15 protein-coding genes are annotated in these 15,312 nt (G+C 60.9%); 11 read left to right on the top strand and 4 right to left on the bottom strand.

What is annotated here, in order from left to right; all coding sequences use genetic code 11:
• Positions 1-27 precede the first annotated feature (27 nt).
• The 4 genes from V9L18_RS17195 to V9L18_RS17180 all read right to left on the bottom strand — a co-directional run bounded on the left by V9L18_RS17195 (position 28) and on the right by V9L18_RS17180 (position 1,932).
• Complete coding sequence (locus V9L18_RS17195) at positions 28-420, bottom strand: type II toxin-antitoxin system VapC family toxin (RefSeq protein WP_337348377.1); 393 nt, start codon at positions 418-420, stop codon at positions 28-30.
• Between the two features lie 8 nt (positions 421-428).
• Entirely contained in the window at positions 429-692 is a 264-nt protein-coding gene (locus V9L18_RS17190) for a type II toxin-antitoxin system Phd/YefM family antitoxin (RefSeq protein WP_337348376.1), read from the bottom strand.
• Between the two features lie 68 nt (positions 693-760).
• Entirely contained in the window at positions 761-1,540 is a 780-nt protein-coding gene (locus V9L18_RS17185) for an alpha/beta fold hydrolase (protein WP_337348375.1), read from the bottom strand.
• A gap of 5 nt (positions 1,541-1,545) precedes the next feature.
• Positions 1,546-1,932: a TfoX/Sxy family protein gene (locus V9L18_RS17180; RefSeq protein ID WP_337348374.1), complete on the bottom strand. Its 387-nt coding sequence runs from the start codon at positions 1,930-1,932 to the stop codon at positions 1,546-1,548.
• Positions 1,933-2,245: 313 nt separating this feature from the next.
• Between V9L18_RS17180 and V9L18_RS17175 the strand changes: the two genes are divergently transcribed.
• The 11 genes from V9L18_RS17175 (at position 2,246) to V9L18_RS17125 (ending at position 15,262) form a co-directional block, all read left to right on the top strand.
• Positions 2,246-2,449 (top strand): cold-shock protein, encoded by a 204-nt coding sequence (locus V9L18_RS17175; protein WP_066274236.1) that lies wholly within the window; start codon positions 2,246-2,248, stop codon positions 2,447-2,449.
• 576 nt (positions 2,450-3,025) lie between these two features.
• Entirely contained in the window at positions 3,026-5,590 is a 2,565-nt protein-coding gene (locus V9L18_RS17170) for a helix-turn-helix transcriptional regulator (protein ID WP_337348373.1), read from the top strand.
• 238 nt (positions 5,591-5,828) lie between these two features.
• Positions 5,829-6,446: a hypothetical protein gene (locus tag V9L18_RS17165; RefSeq protein WP_337348372.1), complete on the top strand. Its 618-nt coding sequence runs from the start codon at positions 5,829-5,831 to the stop codon at positions 6,444-6,446.
• A gap of 83 nt (positions 6,447-6,529) precedes the next feature.
• Positions 6,530-7,147 carry a hypothetical protein gene (locus V9L18_RS17160; RefSeq protein ID WP_337348371.1) on the top strand — a complete coding sequence of 206 codons (618 nt, stop codon included), beginning with the start codon at positions 6,530-6,532 and terminating at the stop codon, positions 7,145-7,147.
• Positions 7,144-7,743 carry a SipW-dependent-type signal peptide-containing protein gene (locus V9L18_RS17155; protein ID WP_337348370.1) on the top strand — a complete coding sequence of 200 codons (600 nt, stop codon included), beginning with the start codon at positions 7,144-7,146 and terminating at the stop codon, positions 7,741-7,743. The genes V9L18_RS17160 and V9L18_RS17155 overlap by 4 nt, the downstream gene beginning before the upstream one ends.
• Positions 7,740-8,378, top strand: coding sequence for a hypothetical protein (locus tag V9L18_RS17150; RefSeq protein ID WP_337348369.1), 639 nt, complete (start codon positions 7,740-7,742; stop codon positions 8,376-8,378). Before V9L18_RS17155 ends, V9L18_RS17150 begins: the two co-directional genes overlap by 4 nt.
• Positions 8,371-9,660 (top strand): hypothetical protein, encoded by a 1,290-nt coding sequence (locus tag V9L18_RS17145; RefSeq protein WP_337348368.1) that lies wholly within the window; start codon positions 8,371-8,373, stop codon positions 9,658-9,660. Before V9L18_RS17150 ends, V9L18_RS17145 begins: the two co-directional genes overlap by 8 nt.
• A gap of 11 nt (positions 9,661-9,671) precedes the next feature.
• A complete protein-coding gene (locus V9L18_RS17140; RefSeq protein ID WP_337348367.1) occupies positions 9,672-10,331 on the top strand; it encodes a hypothetical protein in 660 nt (219 codons plus the stop codon).
• Positions 10,328-10,948 carry a signal peptidase I gene (locus tag V9L18_RS17135; RefSeq protein ID WP_337348366.1) on the top strand — a complete coding sequence of 207 codons (621 nt, stop codon included), beginning with the start codon at positions 10,328-10,330 and terminating at the stop codon, positions 10,946-10,948. Before V9L18_RS17140 ends, V9L18_RS17135 begins: the two co-directional genes overlap by 4 nt.
• An 840-nt stretch (positions 10,949-11,788) precedes the next feature.
• The gene (locus V9L18_RS17130) at positions 11,789-14,353 is read left to right on the top strand and encodes a helix-turn-helix transcriptional regulator (protein WP_337348365.1); all 2,565 of its coding nucleotides are present in this window, start codon (positions 11,789-11,791) and stop codon (positions 14,351-14,353) included.
• A gap of 336 nt (positions 14,354-14,689) precedes the next feature.
• Entirely contained in the window at positions 14,690-15,262 is a 573-nt protein-coding gene (locus tag V9L18_RS17125) for an Hpt domain-containing protein (protein ID WP_337348364.1), read from the top strand.
• Positions 15,263-15,312: the final 50 nt, after the last annotated feature.

Below are 15,312 nucleotides of genomic sequence, written 5' to 3'. Positions count from 1 at the left end.
GTGGAGGGAGAGTGAACCAACTGCCGGTTACGGCCGGGAGCCCGCACCTGGCGACAGGACGTTCAGGCCCGCATCAACAGCGGCGGCCAGGAGTTCTGCATCGTGGGCCACGAAAAGATGAGCCTGCAGGCGGATTGCGCATGCCAGGTGAATGGCGTCAGCGCTTCGCAGCCTGCCAGGCAGGGCAGCCGCATACATCAGATCGGACCGGGCGAGGTCAACAAGATTGATGCCGCCGAGTGCCGCATTGACCAGCTCGCCTGGCAAACCACGCCGGTGCGCTGCGCAATGGAGCTCCGTGTAGAGCAGCATTGAAGCCACCAGCCTGTCGTTCCGAGATCCAGCTGCCGATAAGTACTCAGCCGTGGCTGCCGATTCGCTTTCCTCCACCGCCACCTTGAGGACGGCCGAGGTATCCACGTAAATGATCAACGGTCGCCACGAAGGTCGTCTAGAATCTCCGCCGTGCTCGATTCTGAGGTAACGCGCGGCAGGGTGCGGAAGTCGACAGGCCCCATTGCCGGGCGGACCTGGCCTGCCAGGAGCAGACGTTCAAAGGGCGAGGCCGACGGCGGGATCAGCGTTGCAGTGATCTCGCCATTGTTAGTGACATCGATTGTTTCGCCGTTTTTTACGCGTTCGAGGATCTTGCTGCTCTGGTTACGGAGCTCCCGGTGCGGAATGGTTGTCATGATTGCCTCCGTAGCAATCGTAGCAACCGGAGCGGCCGGAATGTAAGTATCAGCATGTCCGCAGCATCTCAAGCCGCAGCCGGGCTCGATCCTTCCGCAGCCTCCCAGTGCCGCCGGAGCAAATCAGCCAGGCGCTCGGGCTCGATCCGGTGGGGTGGGTCGAAGTGGTGGCGCTTGGGGAACACCTCCAGATGGAAGTCCGGAAAGAACACCCTTGCCAGCCGGCTGGCAATCTCGCCGTAGTCGTCCGGGTTGCTCAGGCCGCCCAGGGCGAGGAACACGGGCCGCGGAAAGGCGGCCAAGCGTTCCCTTTCCAAGTCATAGCTCTTGAAGGTCCGCAGGAAGGCCCGGATGCCGGCAGGCCGTTTGGCCATCCACGGCGGCGGGGGACCCTCCGGCGGTGGCGGCAGGACGACGTCGGGCCTGACTCCCAGCCGCATGAAAGCGGACAGGAACTGCTCCGGCGGAAGTGCCTCCAGTTGCTCGTACTTCTTCCAGAGCTCCGCGTGGGCTGGGCTCCAGTCCCAGCTCCCGGCCCAGGCGGGCTCAAGCAGCGCCAGGCTGAGCAGCCTGTCAGCGTGCTTGGCGGCGAACGCCAGCGCCGCCGCGCCGCCACCGGAGTACCCCACCAGATGGAATGTCTCCCACCCGAGGGCATCGGCCTCGCGCAGGACGCCGTTAACCTCTGTGTCCAGGGTCCAATCCGCCGGAGGCTCGTCGCCTGCATAGAGCTCGAGGTCCTTGGCGACAGCCTGGACATCGGGCCCCAGCGCTTTGATCAAGGCGTTGTACGCCGGCTCTGCGGGGAGGACAGCACCCGGAAGCAGGATGACCCGGATCGGTTGCATCGCAGTTACTTCCCGGCGGCCTTGGGCTTGCGCGCTTTCGGTTCCTTGGGCGGCAGGGTAGCGACATGGTCGAACGCCTTCCCCACCCAGTCGCGGACCCGCGCGTCGTCGCCGTCGCCCTCTGCATTCCACACTTCCGGCAACCCGCTGTAGCCGGCCATGGGCCGCTCAGCCGGCCCGAACGGGACCGTCCGCTCCGTGCTTTCCAGCTCCACCCTGTCCGCCTCGTCCAGCTTCACGCCGATGACGGGGCCGAACAGCCCGGCGAACATGTTGCCGTTCACGAACGCCCCCAGGTTGCCGAACATCGGCTTCACTACCACGTCCGGATGGTCCGGAACCGCCGCCCGGAACCGTTCCTTGTCTGCATCGGACGCTTTGGGCATCTCCATGATTCTTCTCCCCGGGGTAGTGGTGCGCTGGATCTGTTGCAGGATATGCCCGCGCTGCCGCTGCGTACAGGGCCCGACGGCGGTGCCTGGCCCGGGTGCCGGAGGCTCGGCACCTGCCGTGGATGGGCGGGTGGTAAATGCTGTCCGGAAACTCCTGTACAGTTGATTTTGTTGTTGTGTTTATGCAGTTGGTAGTTCAGGCAGTACGCGCGGTCGAAAGTCCGCGTTCTTCTGAAGTAGCGGTTTTGAACACCCCACACCGGAGGACCCGAAAGTCGGGACTTTTCCTCCACCTTCACGAAGGACAAAAATAATGGCTACTGGTACCGTCAAATGGTTTAACGCTGAAAAGGGCTTCGGCTTCATTTCCCCCGATGACTCCTCACAGGACGTTTTCGCACACTACTCTGCGATCGCTTCCTCCGGCTTCCGCTCACTCGAAGAGAACCAGAAGGTCTCCTTCGAAACCGAGCAGGGCCCCAAGGGTCCCCAGGCCGTAAACATCCAGTCCCTCTAATTCTTTAGAGAAACTGGGGCCTTAGGGTTTCATATTTCAAAAGCAGGGCCGGTCATTTGACCGGCCCTGCTTTTTTGTTCGCCCACCGGCTTAGCGGCTGTGTCCTCCAGGGTGCTCTCACTCACCGCCCCTACGCACCGGCTCGAAGATGTATTCGACCTAATAATACTTTATTCGAATACATATCCACATAAGCACACTTGACTCTGGAGGGCGCCAGCCCACCCCCGTAGCTTGGAAACAACCAGCCGCAACATCCAAGGGGGACATGGACAGACATCCGGCGGGCGCTCTCGACCCAGCCTGATCCGGTACCTAGGGCCCAATACCTAGAAGCCAGGGCCCGCCCCCTGGATTCGGCATTTTCGGCTCCAGAAATCGGGTTTTCGCACACAGATTTGGGGGTCAAGCCACCCAAGGCCGAAAACGACACCTAGCCTCCACTTTGGAGGGCAAGCATTTCCCATGCAGGCATGGGCTGGCAGCGAGGTTGGCGGACGCCATTGGGTCATGCACCTATGACGGTGACCTGATCCTTTTCAGCTGGGATGAGGGGACCACAGAAGGTTGGATCACGTGTTCGAACAGGAAGTGCAACGGACGCTGGACTACGTGGCACGCGGCATCGGCGTTCGGATCGACGGTGCACCTGGAAGCGGTCGAACAACCATTCTTCAAGAGGTCGTAAAAAGGCTGGAAAAGACCGGAGGTACGGTCTACATGTTCGCCGGGCTTCGCACCCATCGGAACATCGCTTTCGCGGGCGTCCACGGTCTTGGACTTGATATCCGATTGGGTATTCGGGGCGTGTTGGGGGCCGCAGATGCACTGACCGCATACCTGTCGAAGCCAGGTCAGCACGTCCTCATGGTCGACGACATCGAGTACGTCGATAACGAGTCGCTGGCCGTCATTGAGGCCGTCCTCCTGAGGACGAAAAGGCCCTTGGTGGTCACCGTGGACGATTCCAAACTGTACTCAAAGGCTCAACTGCGGGTCCTGAGCCGTGGCCCAGGAGCCCAAGTACAGCTCAATCCGCTGCGCTATGGGCAAGTCAACGAACTGATCCGTCACACTCTCGGTGCCGCAGCAGATGCGGACGCCACTGCACGGATCCTCACCAAATCAGCCGGAAACCCGAGGCTAGTGGTCCGCATTGCTGAAACCGCCTCGCTGAGCAACCTGATGGCGCTCAGGGACGGTCAGTGGCAACTGACCGGAGATTCCCTGTGGAACGATCATCTGCGCGGCACTGTTGAAGCTCTTCTCGAGGGCCTCAATGCAGCCGAGCTCACGGCACTTCAAACGATGGCGATAGTGGGAACCTCGCCTATCGAGGTCCTGCAGAAAGTGATCCACTCGAATGTTCTGGAGACATTGGAGCGGCGTGGATTCGTCTCAGTCATGGAGGACCATCACGGCTGCACCTCCGCAGCGATCAGCCCGCCCGTGCTTGCAGACTATTTCCGCGCGTCTGGGCTCAGTGGCGGCCGGCAGGTCCTGCGGAACAGAATCGCACGGGCCCTGCGCACCTTGCCGCCACATCCACTCGGCGACCAAAGCGCTGCTGACTCGTTCAGGAGCGCCCTGAACGCATTGCATGGTGAGCGAAGTACCAACGACGCCGCAAGCACGCGTCACTTCCATGAGCAGATCCAGGTCAGGGAGCAGGCCCTATACCGGCTGTGGGAGGCCGAAAAATCCGTTTCGAGCGCGGTTGCCTTCCTGAGGGTGCACTGGGGTACGCCGATTGACGAACTGCGGATTGAACGCGTCTTCAGCCAAACCAGGACGGCTGACGGAGATCCGGGCGACCTCCTGTTCCTCGCTATGACCAACGCCTTATGGACGATTTACTCCGGCCAAGGGGTGGCCGCGGCAGTCAGCACGCTAAGGCGCTTCGGGACGGAGCACCCCGGCTGGGAGGCTGACGCGGAAGCGTCGGCGCTCTTCCTCACGGCATCCTATGACCGGATGCCCCGCGACCTCGATGCAGCAATGGCCAGGTTGAAACTCACGCCCGGCGAAGGGGGAGTGGCCAATATTGTGTGGGGAATGCTGGACCTCTACAGATTCAATCCATCGGGTGCACTCGAGGCCATCAACTCAGCGAAGGGATTTGCAGTCTTTCCCCGCATGGAACCGTTCATCCGTGGAACCGCCTTGTTCGTCTCCGGGCGAATCGAGGAAGCTCTCACCTTTGCCTTGGAATGGCGTTCGGAATCACGCCGCAACCTCGACCAATTCGGGGTGGTTGCGAGCAGCTACATTGCTGCCCAGGCTCTCGTCTACTGCGGCTATTTCGACGAGGCTGAGTACCTGATGGGGAGTGTATTCGCCATGGGCCGCCCTGGCTTCCTCGTCGACTCGCTGCACGATGCCATGCTGCGTCTGGCCGGACTGCGTTCGGCAACAACGGCTAATCTCCCGAGGACAACCTTGGCCGCGCAATCGCGACGGCGGGCCCCGCAAGTAGGTCCGCTCCCTGGGATCGGAAGAGGCGTCTATGACCTTATCGCCGAGCGCCCCATCCAACCCGAAGGCTTCGACAGGCGGGCAGCCAGGCTCATAGAGAGGCAACTGGACCATGGCTATGTATTGGAAGCGGCATTCAGCGCGCTCTTCTCCACCTGTCTTCTTCCCGGCCGCAGGGTTCTCGAACTGCTGCGGCGCATAATGCGGGTAAGTGGCACTGCCTCCTATGACCAGTTGGTATCAATAGCCGGCGCCGTAGTCGAGGGAGACCACCAACTACTGGGTCTGCTGTTGAAGCACTATGAACCCGATGCACACACGTATCAAGTGGGAATGCTTCTGCGCGGAGCCTCCAAACGCCACCTCCTGCTTGGTGATAGCCGCGCTGCGGAGGCAATGGACCAGGCGTTCGCAGCATTTACGGCACGCTTTCCCCCTAACAGCGAGATTCTGGCCTTCAACGTTCCCGGTCATTTGCAGCTGACGGTTCGCGAAATTGAGATCTCGGCCTTGGCAGGCCATCGCACGAACACCGAGATCGCCGAGCATCTCGGCATTAGCACCCGGACAGTTGAGAACCACATTTCAAATGCGCTGCGGAAAACAGGGGCCACATCCCGGAGCGCGCTTTTTGACCTTGTGCGAAATTCGTACGCAGCCAAATAGGCCCTCAGGCCATGAAGCGGCGCCCATATGTACGGGACTTTTGAAAGTCACCACCTAATCTGCGCTAAGGACCACTCAAAAAGACCCAAACCGCCACCTAGGGCCCCAAAACCGGCCATAGTCTCCTTTTTGGTTGCACACGGCGCTTGTTTTGGGGGAGCGCTTCCGTCCCTTGCCGATGCACTGCCTTGGACCCAGCCGGCCAACGAACCGGCCCCTCGTGAAAGGAACCTTTCTTATGAAAAAGACCAGCACCGGACGCAAGCGCGCCTTCCTCACTGGAGGTGCCCTGCTGGGCGTGACAGCACTGCTGACTGCCGCTGCGTTCACCGACTTCGCCAACCTCAACATCGGCAACGGCACCGATGACTCCGGTCTTGGCGGCAACAACCGCTTCAACATCCAGGTGATTGGCACCGACGACAAGGGCCTGCCCGTAGCGGGAACGTGGCAGGAGGCCAATACGGCGGCTGGCGTGAACATCAAGGTTCCGGGCGCGGACCTCATCACGCCGGGAGACACCGTCTCGGTGGACATTCCGTTCCGCAACGAAAGCCCGGCCCTTAGCGCAGCGATCAACTTCTCGCTGAAGGATCGTGCGGGCAAAACATCAAGTCCCGCTTTGGCAGCAGCGCTTCGCTACACCATCACCCTTAACGGTGTTGCGATCGCAACCAATGTGACTCAGGCTGCCGTCTCGGCGCTGAACTTGGGCACCTTCGTCCACGGTGCTGACGCCGTCCTCGGCGTCAGCATCAGCCTCCCGGACCAGGGCAGTGCTGAGGCCAACAACGCCCTGCAGGGACAGGTCTCCTACGTACAGGCCCACTTCGACGCCACGTCCGTAAAGCCGTAGTCGATGCGGGGCTGGCGGGATCTTTGGGGGACCCGCCAGCCCCGGTCTCTATCACGGAACACCCGGACCATGAAGGACACAGTATGAGGAATCATCGCCGCGGACGACTGCGGTTATTGCTTGCAACCGGATCCCTGGTTGCGGCGGGGGCCCTGATCACCGCGGCCTCCTTCACCGACTATGCCGACGTTGATGTGGCATTCGACGGTTCCCGCAACACTTTTGACATTGTGACGGCAGGGAAGACCGATCCTTCATGGCTGCCTACGCAGGCGGACTGGGAACAGGCAAACCCCCGGGCCCTGCGTATTGCCCTGACTCAGGACGGGAGCGGCTACACCATGGCTCCAGGAAGCGTCCTGGACCTGAGGATCGCCGCCAAGAACAACAGCCCGCGGCTCTCGGGAATCCTGAGCCTGAACCTGGTGGATCCGCTCCCGCGTGGCGCGGAAACCAACCCGCAGACGGGCACCTACGTCGAGCTATTCGACCAACTCGTGTTCACCGTGGCGGATCAGGGTGTCGTGCTTCTCGACCACGTTCCCGCAGACCGGCTCAGCACGCTCACCTGGCCGAAGCCTTTGGCTGCCGGCGAATACAAGCTTTTGGACGTTCGCATTGAACTGCCCCAGACCGTCGATAACCGTTGGCAGATGGCCTCAACCGATGTCCAGTTCAACTTTGAGGCGGTGACCCCATGAGGCACGGAACACTAAGGGGCAGCGGACGGAAGCGTCTCGCCCTGGCCTGCGGCGCGCTGGTCCTGGCCATCGGCGCGGGGGCAACCGCAGCGGCCTTCACGGACGTTGCCCGGCTTAATCTCGGAACCGGTGCCCCCGGTTCTGGTATCGGCAATCCCCAGCGGTTCGACATCGCAGTGAAGGACAGTACCGGCATACTGCGAGACGCCGAAACACCGCAAGCAGCAGTTGTACTTCCGCTATCGGCTGGAACCGCCTTCTCCGAGACCACGCCGGTGCAATTCGACGTAACTGTCGCGAACCGGCAACCAGGGATCACCGGAGACCTGGCCGTCTCCCTCTACGATCCCGATCCCGTGAATCAGGATCTTTTCGGCCGGTTGTTGTTCACGGTCTATCTTGACGGAGCGGCCACGCCAGCAGTAGCCAATGCTTCAGCGGACCAAGTCAACCAGGCGGGCTTGGTTTTCCGGGGCGTCGCTCCCGGCCAGGAGCACCGCATCAGCCTGTCGGCAATTCTTCCAGCCAACAGCGGCACCCAAGTGATCGGTAAATCTACGCAGCTCGGCGTCCTCACCAATGGAGAAAGCAAATGATCGCGCTTCGCAGCGGCCGCGCGTTGGTCATCCTCTTGACAGCATTATTCATGGCGCTGGTACAGGCAGCTGGTGCATCGGCAACACCAGCCGACCTCATCGAATCAACGCCCACTTCCGTGGCGATTGATGCTCCTGCACCAGGGGAGACACAGAGTTGGAATATGTCGGTGAGGAGTGTTGTGGACTCACCTTTGCCCCTCGGGCTGGAGATCAGCGGACAGTCTGATGTCCTTTTCTCGGGCCCGACGCCGATCGAGCTCACGGTGAAAACCTCCGACGGCGCCACCGTGGTTGATCGGGTACCGATAGGAGAGGTTCTCGGCCGGTCGCTGGCGTTGCCGGAGCTCCAGGGCGGGGCCTCCTACAACCTCACCGGCACTGTCACCCTGCCGCGGGCGGCCGGCAACGCCTACCAAGGCGCAGGCGGCATCCTGAAGTTCCGATTCGTCTCGATGGCCGATCGGCCTGTCGTCGCTCCCGTCGACCCGGTGCCGGACAAGCCGGCTGCCGGTCCTGGTCTCGCTTACACCGGCCTGAACAACTTGCTTCCTGTGGCTGCCACGGCAGCGGTCCTGCTTGCTGTTGGCGCTGGTTTCCTCCTCATTCGTCGAAAGAACCCCGCTCATGAGTAAGCCACCAATGATTCCGCGCCGGACCTACCTGGCTGCTGCAGGCCTGCTGGGGCTGGCAGCGTCTGTCGGTGCTGCACAGCTGCCAACAGCAACCAGTGCAGCCTACAAAGACCGCACGCATGCCCGTTCCGCGGCAATTCCTGTGAACGCAGGGCCTCCGTTGATGGCAGGTATCGCGAACGCACGCATGGTCGACACCGGGCTGGGCGTCGGAAATGACGGAAATGTGTATGTCTGGGGCCTCACGTACTACGAAATCAACGGTGATGTCCCCACCTCTGGATGGCAGAAACCGCCACAGAAAGTGGCGGGCATCCCGGAAGGCGCCGCGCGTCAGGTGACCGGTCAGATCTACAACGCCAACGCGCTTGATAAGGACGGCACTGTATGGGGCTGGGGATCAATTAACAATCGGGACGGTACAGACGCCGCGAAGCCCAACGGGAACGCCAAGCAAGTCCGTATCAACAGCGCTTGGAACGGTGGGGGCGTGGTTCTGGATAAGATCACCAAGATCTCGTCCACGGAGTACGCAGGCGCCGGCATTCGCAGCGATGGCACCATATGGCACTGGGGCTTTCCAACCGGGTATGGCGGAAACGCCGCGGCCGGCGCAAGCCAACTGATCGGACTTCCCGACCCCTCTGTTCCGGGCAACCGCCCTGCCTACCTGAACGGCGCCTACACCAACTTCTTCGTGATCCTGGAGAACGGGGACGTGTACTACTGGGGTGGCGGCGGCGGGAATAGCCTGCCGTCACTAATGCCCAACGTCGATGCCAGTCCGCGCCTCGTCAGTGCACTCGCCCCCTGGTTCCGCCGCAACGTCTCGTCAGGTGCGCCGTTTATCGTGGCGGTCGACGGCGGTATCGGCATGGGTGCGGCGCTCCTGTCCAATGGCCAGGTAGTCAGTTGGGGATCGGACTACACACGAACCGGCAGGGGATCGACCCCGACGCCTCGTGAACCCGGGCTGGTCCCGGCTCTCTCCAACATCACATCTATGCAGTTCGGGTTCACTGGCGTTGCCATGATGAACAACGTCGGAGAGCTCTGGGGCTACGGAGCAAGCGATGACTATGGTCGGTTTCCGCAGGCCCCTACCCGAATCGATACCAATGTGGTCCAGTACGGATCGGGCCAGGGCTTCTACCTCTGGCAGAAATCTGACGGGACGTTCTGGGGCAGGGGCTACAACCCGCAGGGATCAATCGGATTGCCCACTGGACAAATCAACACAACCCGCCAGGTCTCGTGGAACCTCGGAATGGTGGCGAAATGAGGAAGCTGACAATGACTCGAATCCAGCAGCGATGGGCCGTTCCGCATACGGGTCGAATCAGGCTGGTCCTCACCGCAGGAGTTCTCCTTGCAGCCACCATGGCCGGCACCAGTGCAGCCATGACTGACTTCGCACGGCTGAACATTATCGGCGACAGCCTGATCGAGTCCCCGGAGTTTGATATCGGCGTCGTGCGGGACAACGGCACCGTGGAACAGGCTGACACCGCTGCTGGCTTTGATTGGGCTGTGGCGGGAGCGGCTGCCCTGGTACCTGGCAAGTCAGTGGCAACCACCATCCCTGTCTTCAACAACACGTCGAACCTCAAAGCGGACACTACTTTCAGGATTGTCCTTCGGAACGGCGACGGGACAGTTGCAGCGGGAATTCCGAACATCCTGCCCTTCCTGCGTTTCACCGCAACGGATGAGGGTGGCAAGGCCATCTTCTCCAATGTCCCGTGGGATCAAGCGAAAGGGGCCCTCGGGGTGCTGGAGCCCCGATGGGGTGCGGTCCTTAACCAGGGCGACAGATACACTCGCGCGGCAGATGGGGCTGAGAAGAAACTGAACCTGACCATTACGTATCTGGATGCTCCCGGCGTCGAGAACTACAACGGTGGGCAGGCTGCTATCGCGGTGCACTTCGACGCAACATCGGTGGCTCCGTGAGCCTCCCGCCTGAATTCTGGCAGGAGGACTTGGAGGACGACGCTACTGAAAAAGCCCGTCGGCCCCAACTGCATCCTGCTGTGCGGATCTACGCCTTCCTCCGTTCCGGGATCTTGTCCCTGGGTGCCGTGGTCGGCGTCGCATGTATCGCTGCTTTCGCGGTGTCGCTTCTCTTCGGTGTGCGTCCGCTTGTGGTCGTCTCGGGATCGATGGAACCCACAATCCCCGTTGGCTCAGTGGTCTTCTCCGCCCAGGTCCCCGCAGGTGAACTCAAGGAGGGTTCGATTGCGACGGTGGAACGGCCGCGTAACCTCGGGCTGGTTACACACCGCGTGGTCAAGTCCGTCGAGCCAGCGTCCGGGGTCTATGAGCTAACGCTCAAGGGCGACGCCAACGCCCAGGAAGATCCCGAATCCTACACGGTGCAAACCGCCGGCAAATATGTGTGGCACATCGTCGGCCTCGGCTACCTTGCCAGCTTCCTTCAGTCCCAAGTCGGAATGATCTTTGCCCTTGCTGCCGGCTTGCTTGTCCTCGCCCTGTTCGTTCTTGATCCGGTGCGATCGAAGGGTGGACAAAAGGCTCGCGACGGAGCGACCCATGGAAAGCATTCCTGACTGGATTGCCAGATCGCGGAGTTCCCTCGGCCACGGGAGGCGACGCATGGCCACTTCCGTCGCAGATCGGTCTTCGATTGCGTTGGTCCAATACGCGGACAGGTCGTTGGCATCGTGCGGTGACACCATCTTCTTCACGGCGTGGATTCTGAACAACTCGGAAGAGACGCTCGCAGATGTGTCCCTGATGCACGGTTTCCTGACCGACGCAGTCTCGGGGAAACTGTCGTACGCAACTGCGCCGGTCTCCGAGGACTTGCGAATCCCTTCCTTGTCGCCCGGGAAGAGCGCGAAGTTTGGTTTCACCTATGTGGTTACGTATACGGATGTAGCCGCGGGAGGGAAAATTGTGAGTGCCATGCAAGTCAGGGCGAGGTCTAATTCCGGGAATCACCGCGATGAATGCGATGCAACTGTCCGTTTCAAGTTTTGAATAGCCGAAATTTCACTAAGGAATCCTAAGCAACCTTCTAACCGCAAGGAATAATGGCTCGGATCTACGCAGGGAATGACCAGGATTCCCCGGTCCGGCAGCTTGCAAGCACCTAATTGCAGGATTGCACCACTCATTTCCGGTGAAATGACCACTCAGCCGTCTTTTTTGGCCATAGCGTTTTTGCTGAGGACCCCAGTGTCCTTGAAGGAGTGCCCCGCTATTTCCCCCCGGAACGTGGGGCACGGGCTAAGCCTGTCGACTGAGACCCGACAGGCATGCGGCCGGTCACCTGCTGGTGGCCGGCCGCACCTTGTCCGGTCACATAGGCATTGCAAACGGCCAGACCCTTGCATCGCCGTGCCTCTGGGCTTCAAGGTGGCATCACGTGAAATGAGGAGTTCCAGGTGTTCAAGGAAGAAACCCGCCGTGCGCTTGAATACGCGGCCCGAGGCATCAGTGTGCGGATCGTAGGGGGAGTAGGAAGCGGCCGCTCCACCGTGGCCCAAACGATCATCACAGAACTTGAAAAGACCGGTGCTGAGGTCTACCCGCTCTTCGGCGCACGGCTCCTTCAAAAGAGTCCATTGGCGGGTGTCGGGCACCTTGGATTGGATATGCGCGCCCGGCTCAACGGACCTCTGGGCATAGCGGATGTACTGTCGGAGCGACTTGCCCAGCGGGGCACAAAAGTCATTGTTGTTGACGATATCGATTTGCTCGACAATGAATCACTCGCGATCGTAGACATCGTTCAAAAGCGGACCCAGCGGCCGTTGGTGATGACTATGGGCGACTCCAGCCTTTATTCGCGTTCGGACGTGTTTACTCCCGACCGCTGGCCCGAGGCGCAGATCCGGCTAAACCCCCTGCGCTACGACCAAGTGGACAAACTTGTCACAGATACCCTGGCAGCGCCGCCTGATGTCGATTCCACTGCGCACATCCTGATGAAGTCTGCCGGCAACCCGCGGCTTGTGGTCCGGCTCGTCCAGAGCGCAGTCCTGAGCAGGCTCCTCGTCCTCTCTGATGGAAAATGGCGGATGGCCGGTCATACGCTCTGGAACGAGCATCTCAACAGCACTGTGGAGTCCTTCCTCTACGGCCTCGGACCGGATGAACTAACGGCGTTGCACACCCTGTCACTGTTGGGAACCAGGCCCATGGAGTGCCTGCAGCAGACCATGGACCCTGACGTTCTGGACAGCCTCGAGCGGCGTGGTCTGATTGCGGTCATGGAAGACGCCCACAAAGACGTCTGTGTGGCTGTAAGTCCTCCTGTCATTGTCGATTACTTCTTGGATCACCACGTTCTTTCCTCGCGCAGGGTGCTTGTCGACCGTATTGCGCGGGTGGTGGACTCCCCATTGCAGCGAGCCCCAGCAAGTGGCCAACTAGCCCCACAGCTTGCCGGGATGGTCGATGAGCTGAGACGGGAAGCCGGCACCGGGGGTGCAGCTGCAGCGCAGCATTTCCAGGACCAGCTTCAAGTGCTCGAGGAAGCCCATTATGGGGTGTGGAAGGCCGAGAAAACCCTGTCCAACGCAGCTGAGTTCCTCAAGTTCTACTGGGGCGGACCGATCGACCCCGAACGCATCGAGGAAGTATTCAACAACACCGAGACAGTGGGTTCTGACCCGGCTGAGTGCTTCTTCTTCACGATGACACGTGCCCTCTGGGCCATCGCTTCTGGCGCTGGCCTTTCGGCCGCCACTGGAATGATCTGCGAGTTCGGAAGAACACACCCTGATTGGCAGGCTGAAGCAGAAGGGTTCGCAGCGTTTCTGAACGCGTCCTATGACCGTATGCCGCCCAACCTGGACGAGATATTGAGCGGACTGACGAGCAGCCAACATACGAGCGGCGTCTTGCCCGTCATCCGCGGGATGCTGGAGCTCTACCGTTTTGACGCCCAGGCAGCCCTCGTCGCCCTTGATTCGGCGGAAGGATTTGACCTGGTGGCCAACGTTGAGCCGTTCGTTCGCGGACTTGCCCTCCTGGTTGCCGGGCGTTCGGATGAAGCACTGAACTTTTCCCTTGTGCAGCGCGCCACCGCCCAGCAGTCATTGAACCAGTTCGGATTCGTGGCGAGCAGCTACGTCGCCGCGCTCGCACTGATGCGGAGAGGGTTCAGCGTGGAGGCTCATTACATGATGAGCAGCGTTTTCGCGTTGGGACGTCCCGGCTTCTTGGTCAACTCGCTTCATGATGCAATGCTGAGAATCGCCGGGCTTCAGGCGCCAACAGGCGCAGGACGGAAAGTCGTTTCCTTGGGAGCACAGGCACGCAAGGACGTCGCCGACGTCGGGCCTCTGCCCGGAATCGGGAAGGGCGTCTACGAGCTCTTTTCGCAGCAATACGACGACGCTGCCACTTTCGATGAAAAGGCCGTCACCCTTCTCGAACAACAACTTGACCACGGCTACGTCACGGAGGCTGTCTACTCGGCCCTTTTCATGCTGTGCCTGCTTCCCGGGCGACGCGTCCTGGACAAGTTGCAAAGCCTGCTCAGCGGTCCCGGGGTCACCTCACATGACCAACTCCTGGCCATTGCAGCTGCAGCCATCGACGGCGACTACCAACTGCTGGGGATCCTCCTTGACCAATACGAACCCGACTCCGACCTCTTCTCGGTCGGCATGCTGCTCAAAGGTTCATTCAAACGTCGGCTCCTCGAACGGGACCACGATGCCGCCGGAATGATCCAGCAGATATCCCGGGCTTTCGAGGTTCGCTTCCCCTTGCCCGGACAACACCTGACACTCAGTACATCAGTGGACGAGCCGCAGCCGCTCTCGCCCCGCGAGACGGAGATTGCGGTCCTCGCGGGCAGTCAAACCAACCCCGAGATCGCCAGTCGGCTGGGGATCAGCACCAGAACGGTCGAAAACCACATCTCCAAGGCGCTGAGGAAGTCCGGGACTTTCTCGCGCAAAGACCTCTACGAATTCGTCCGCAGCTCGCGGGGCTGACCAAGCGCCGGGGAGATCCGGTTGTTGCGGCCTGCACTCAGGTCGCCGGGCAAGGACCACTCAATTCCGGTGCAAATCCCACATGTTTCAAGGCTTGCAGACACCCAGTGCCGACTTCGGGACCCTATTCTCGCCAAGACGCCAAGTTCCTCGAACGTGCACATGGGAGACCCTTAATGACCAAACTCTTCGGCGGATTGCTCCGCCTCTTTCGTTCTTGGGGTACAGGTCCGTACATGACTTTGGACTGCCGGGACGCCAACCACGCTGCATGCGAGACGTGCAGCTGTAGTTGCCACGGCGGATCTGTTACGCCCAGACCAGATGGGCATACCCATGCCCACATTTGACGGGAACGAAGTTCCCCTGGTTTCCCGTGACGTTCTCGACGCCCTCGAGCAGGAGCTTGAGGACCCCGAGGCGTATGCAACGTACGTCCGTCTCAACCACGGGCTGTGGCCTGCCCGGCATCAACGATTGGTGGAGGCCATCCGAGCAGGGGATGCCACCGGCGCCATGGACGCGGTGCTAAGCCTCAAGTCAGCCAGCCAAATGATCGGAGCCATGCAACTTGCGGAACTGGCCCTGACGGCAGAGCGCGCGCTGCGGGACGGACGACTCCGTGAGGCAGAAGAGCTCCTGCAAGATCTCGAGGTATGTGGAACGGCCACAATGAAACAGATTAGCCGCGAATACTCCCTTGGGGCATCCAATCACTTAGACGACACCGACTGGACAGAATTGGCAGGCAAGACGGTTGAGATCCAGTCTCCGAATGGCGTCACTGACTACGGCGAGGTCGACGCCGTTACCGTGGACGGTTGCATTCTGTGGTTGAAGCTGCACGGCCCACTGCCGCGCCGGATCGTGGAGAAGGCGGCCGGCGTCCGAGTTCGCATCATCCGATGAGCCCCCGGAGAATTCAGGCCCCCAGGGGCTATAGAGCGTTTCGCCGAAGA

Source organism: Pseudarthrobacter sp. CCNWLW217, from assembly GCF_037203985.1.
Taxonomy (GTDB): domain Bacteria; phylum Actinomycetota; class Actinomycetes; order Actinomycetales; family Micrococcaceae; genus Arthrobacter.
The sequence above is the reverse complement of the archived record's forward strand: the minus strand, read 5'-3'. Positions and strand labels throughout refer to the sequence as shown.

Bases quoted from the DNA above. Each gene is read 5' to 3' on its own strand.
- V9L18_RS17125 (WP_337348364.1), top strand. From the start codon at position 14,690: ATGCCCACATTTGACGGGAACGAAGTTCCCCTGGTTTCCCGTGACGTT.
- V9L18_RS17155 (WP_337348370.1), top strand. From the start codon at position 7,144: ATGAGGCACGGAACACTAAGGGGCAGCGGACGGAAGCGTCTCGCCCTG.
- V9L18_RS17175 (WP_066274236.1), top strand. From the start codon at position 2,246: ATGGCTACTGGTACCGTCAAATGGTTTAACGCTGAAAAGGGCTTCGGC.
- V9L18_RS17180 (WP_337348374.1), bottom strand. From the start codon at position 1,932: ATGGAGATGCCCAAAGCGTCCGATGCAGACAAGGAACGGTTCCGGGCG.
- V9L18_RS17185 (WP_337348375.1), bottom strand. From the start codon at position 1,540: ATGCAACCGATCCGGGTCATCCTGCTTCCGGGTGCTGTCCTCCCCGCA.
- V9L18_RS17165 (WP_337348372.1), top strand. From the start codon at position 5,829: ATGAAAAAGACCAGCACCGGACGCAAGCGCGCCTTCCTCACTGGAGGT.
- V9L18_RS17145 (WP_337348368.1), top strand. From the start codon at position 8,371: ATGAGTAAGCCACCAATGATTCCGCGCCGGACCTACCTGGCTGCTGCA.
- V9L18_RS17160 (WP_337348371.1), top strand. From the start codon at position 6,530: ATGAGGAATCATCGCCGCGGACGACTGCGGTTATTGCTTGCAACCGGA.
- V9L18_RS17140 (WP_337348367.1), top strand. From the start codon at position 9,672: ATGACTCGAATCCAGCAGCGATGGGCCGTTCCGCATACGGGTCGAATC.
- V9L18_RS17190 (WP_337348376.1), bottom strand. From the start codon at position 692: ATGACAACCATTCCGCACCGGGAGCTCCGTAACCAGAGCAGCAAGATC.
- V9L18_RS17150 (WP_337348369.1), top strand. From the start codon at position 7,740: ATGATCGCGCTTCGCAGCGGCCGCGCGTTGGTCATCCTCTTGACAGCA.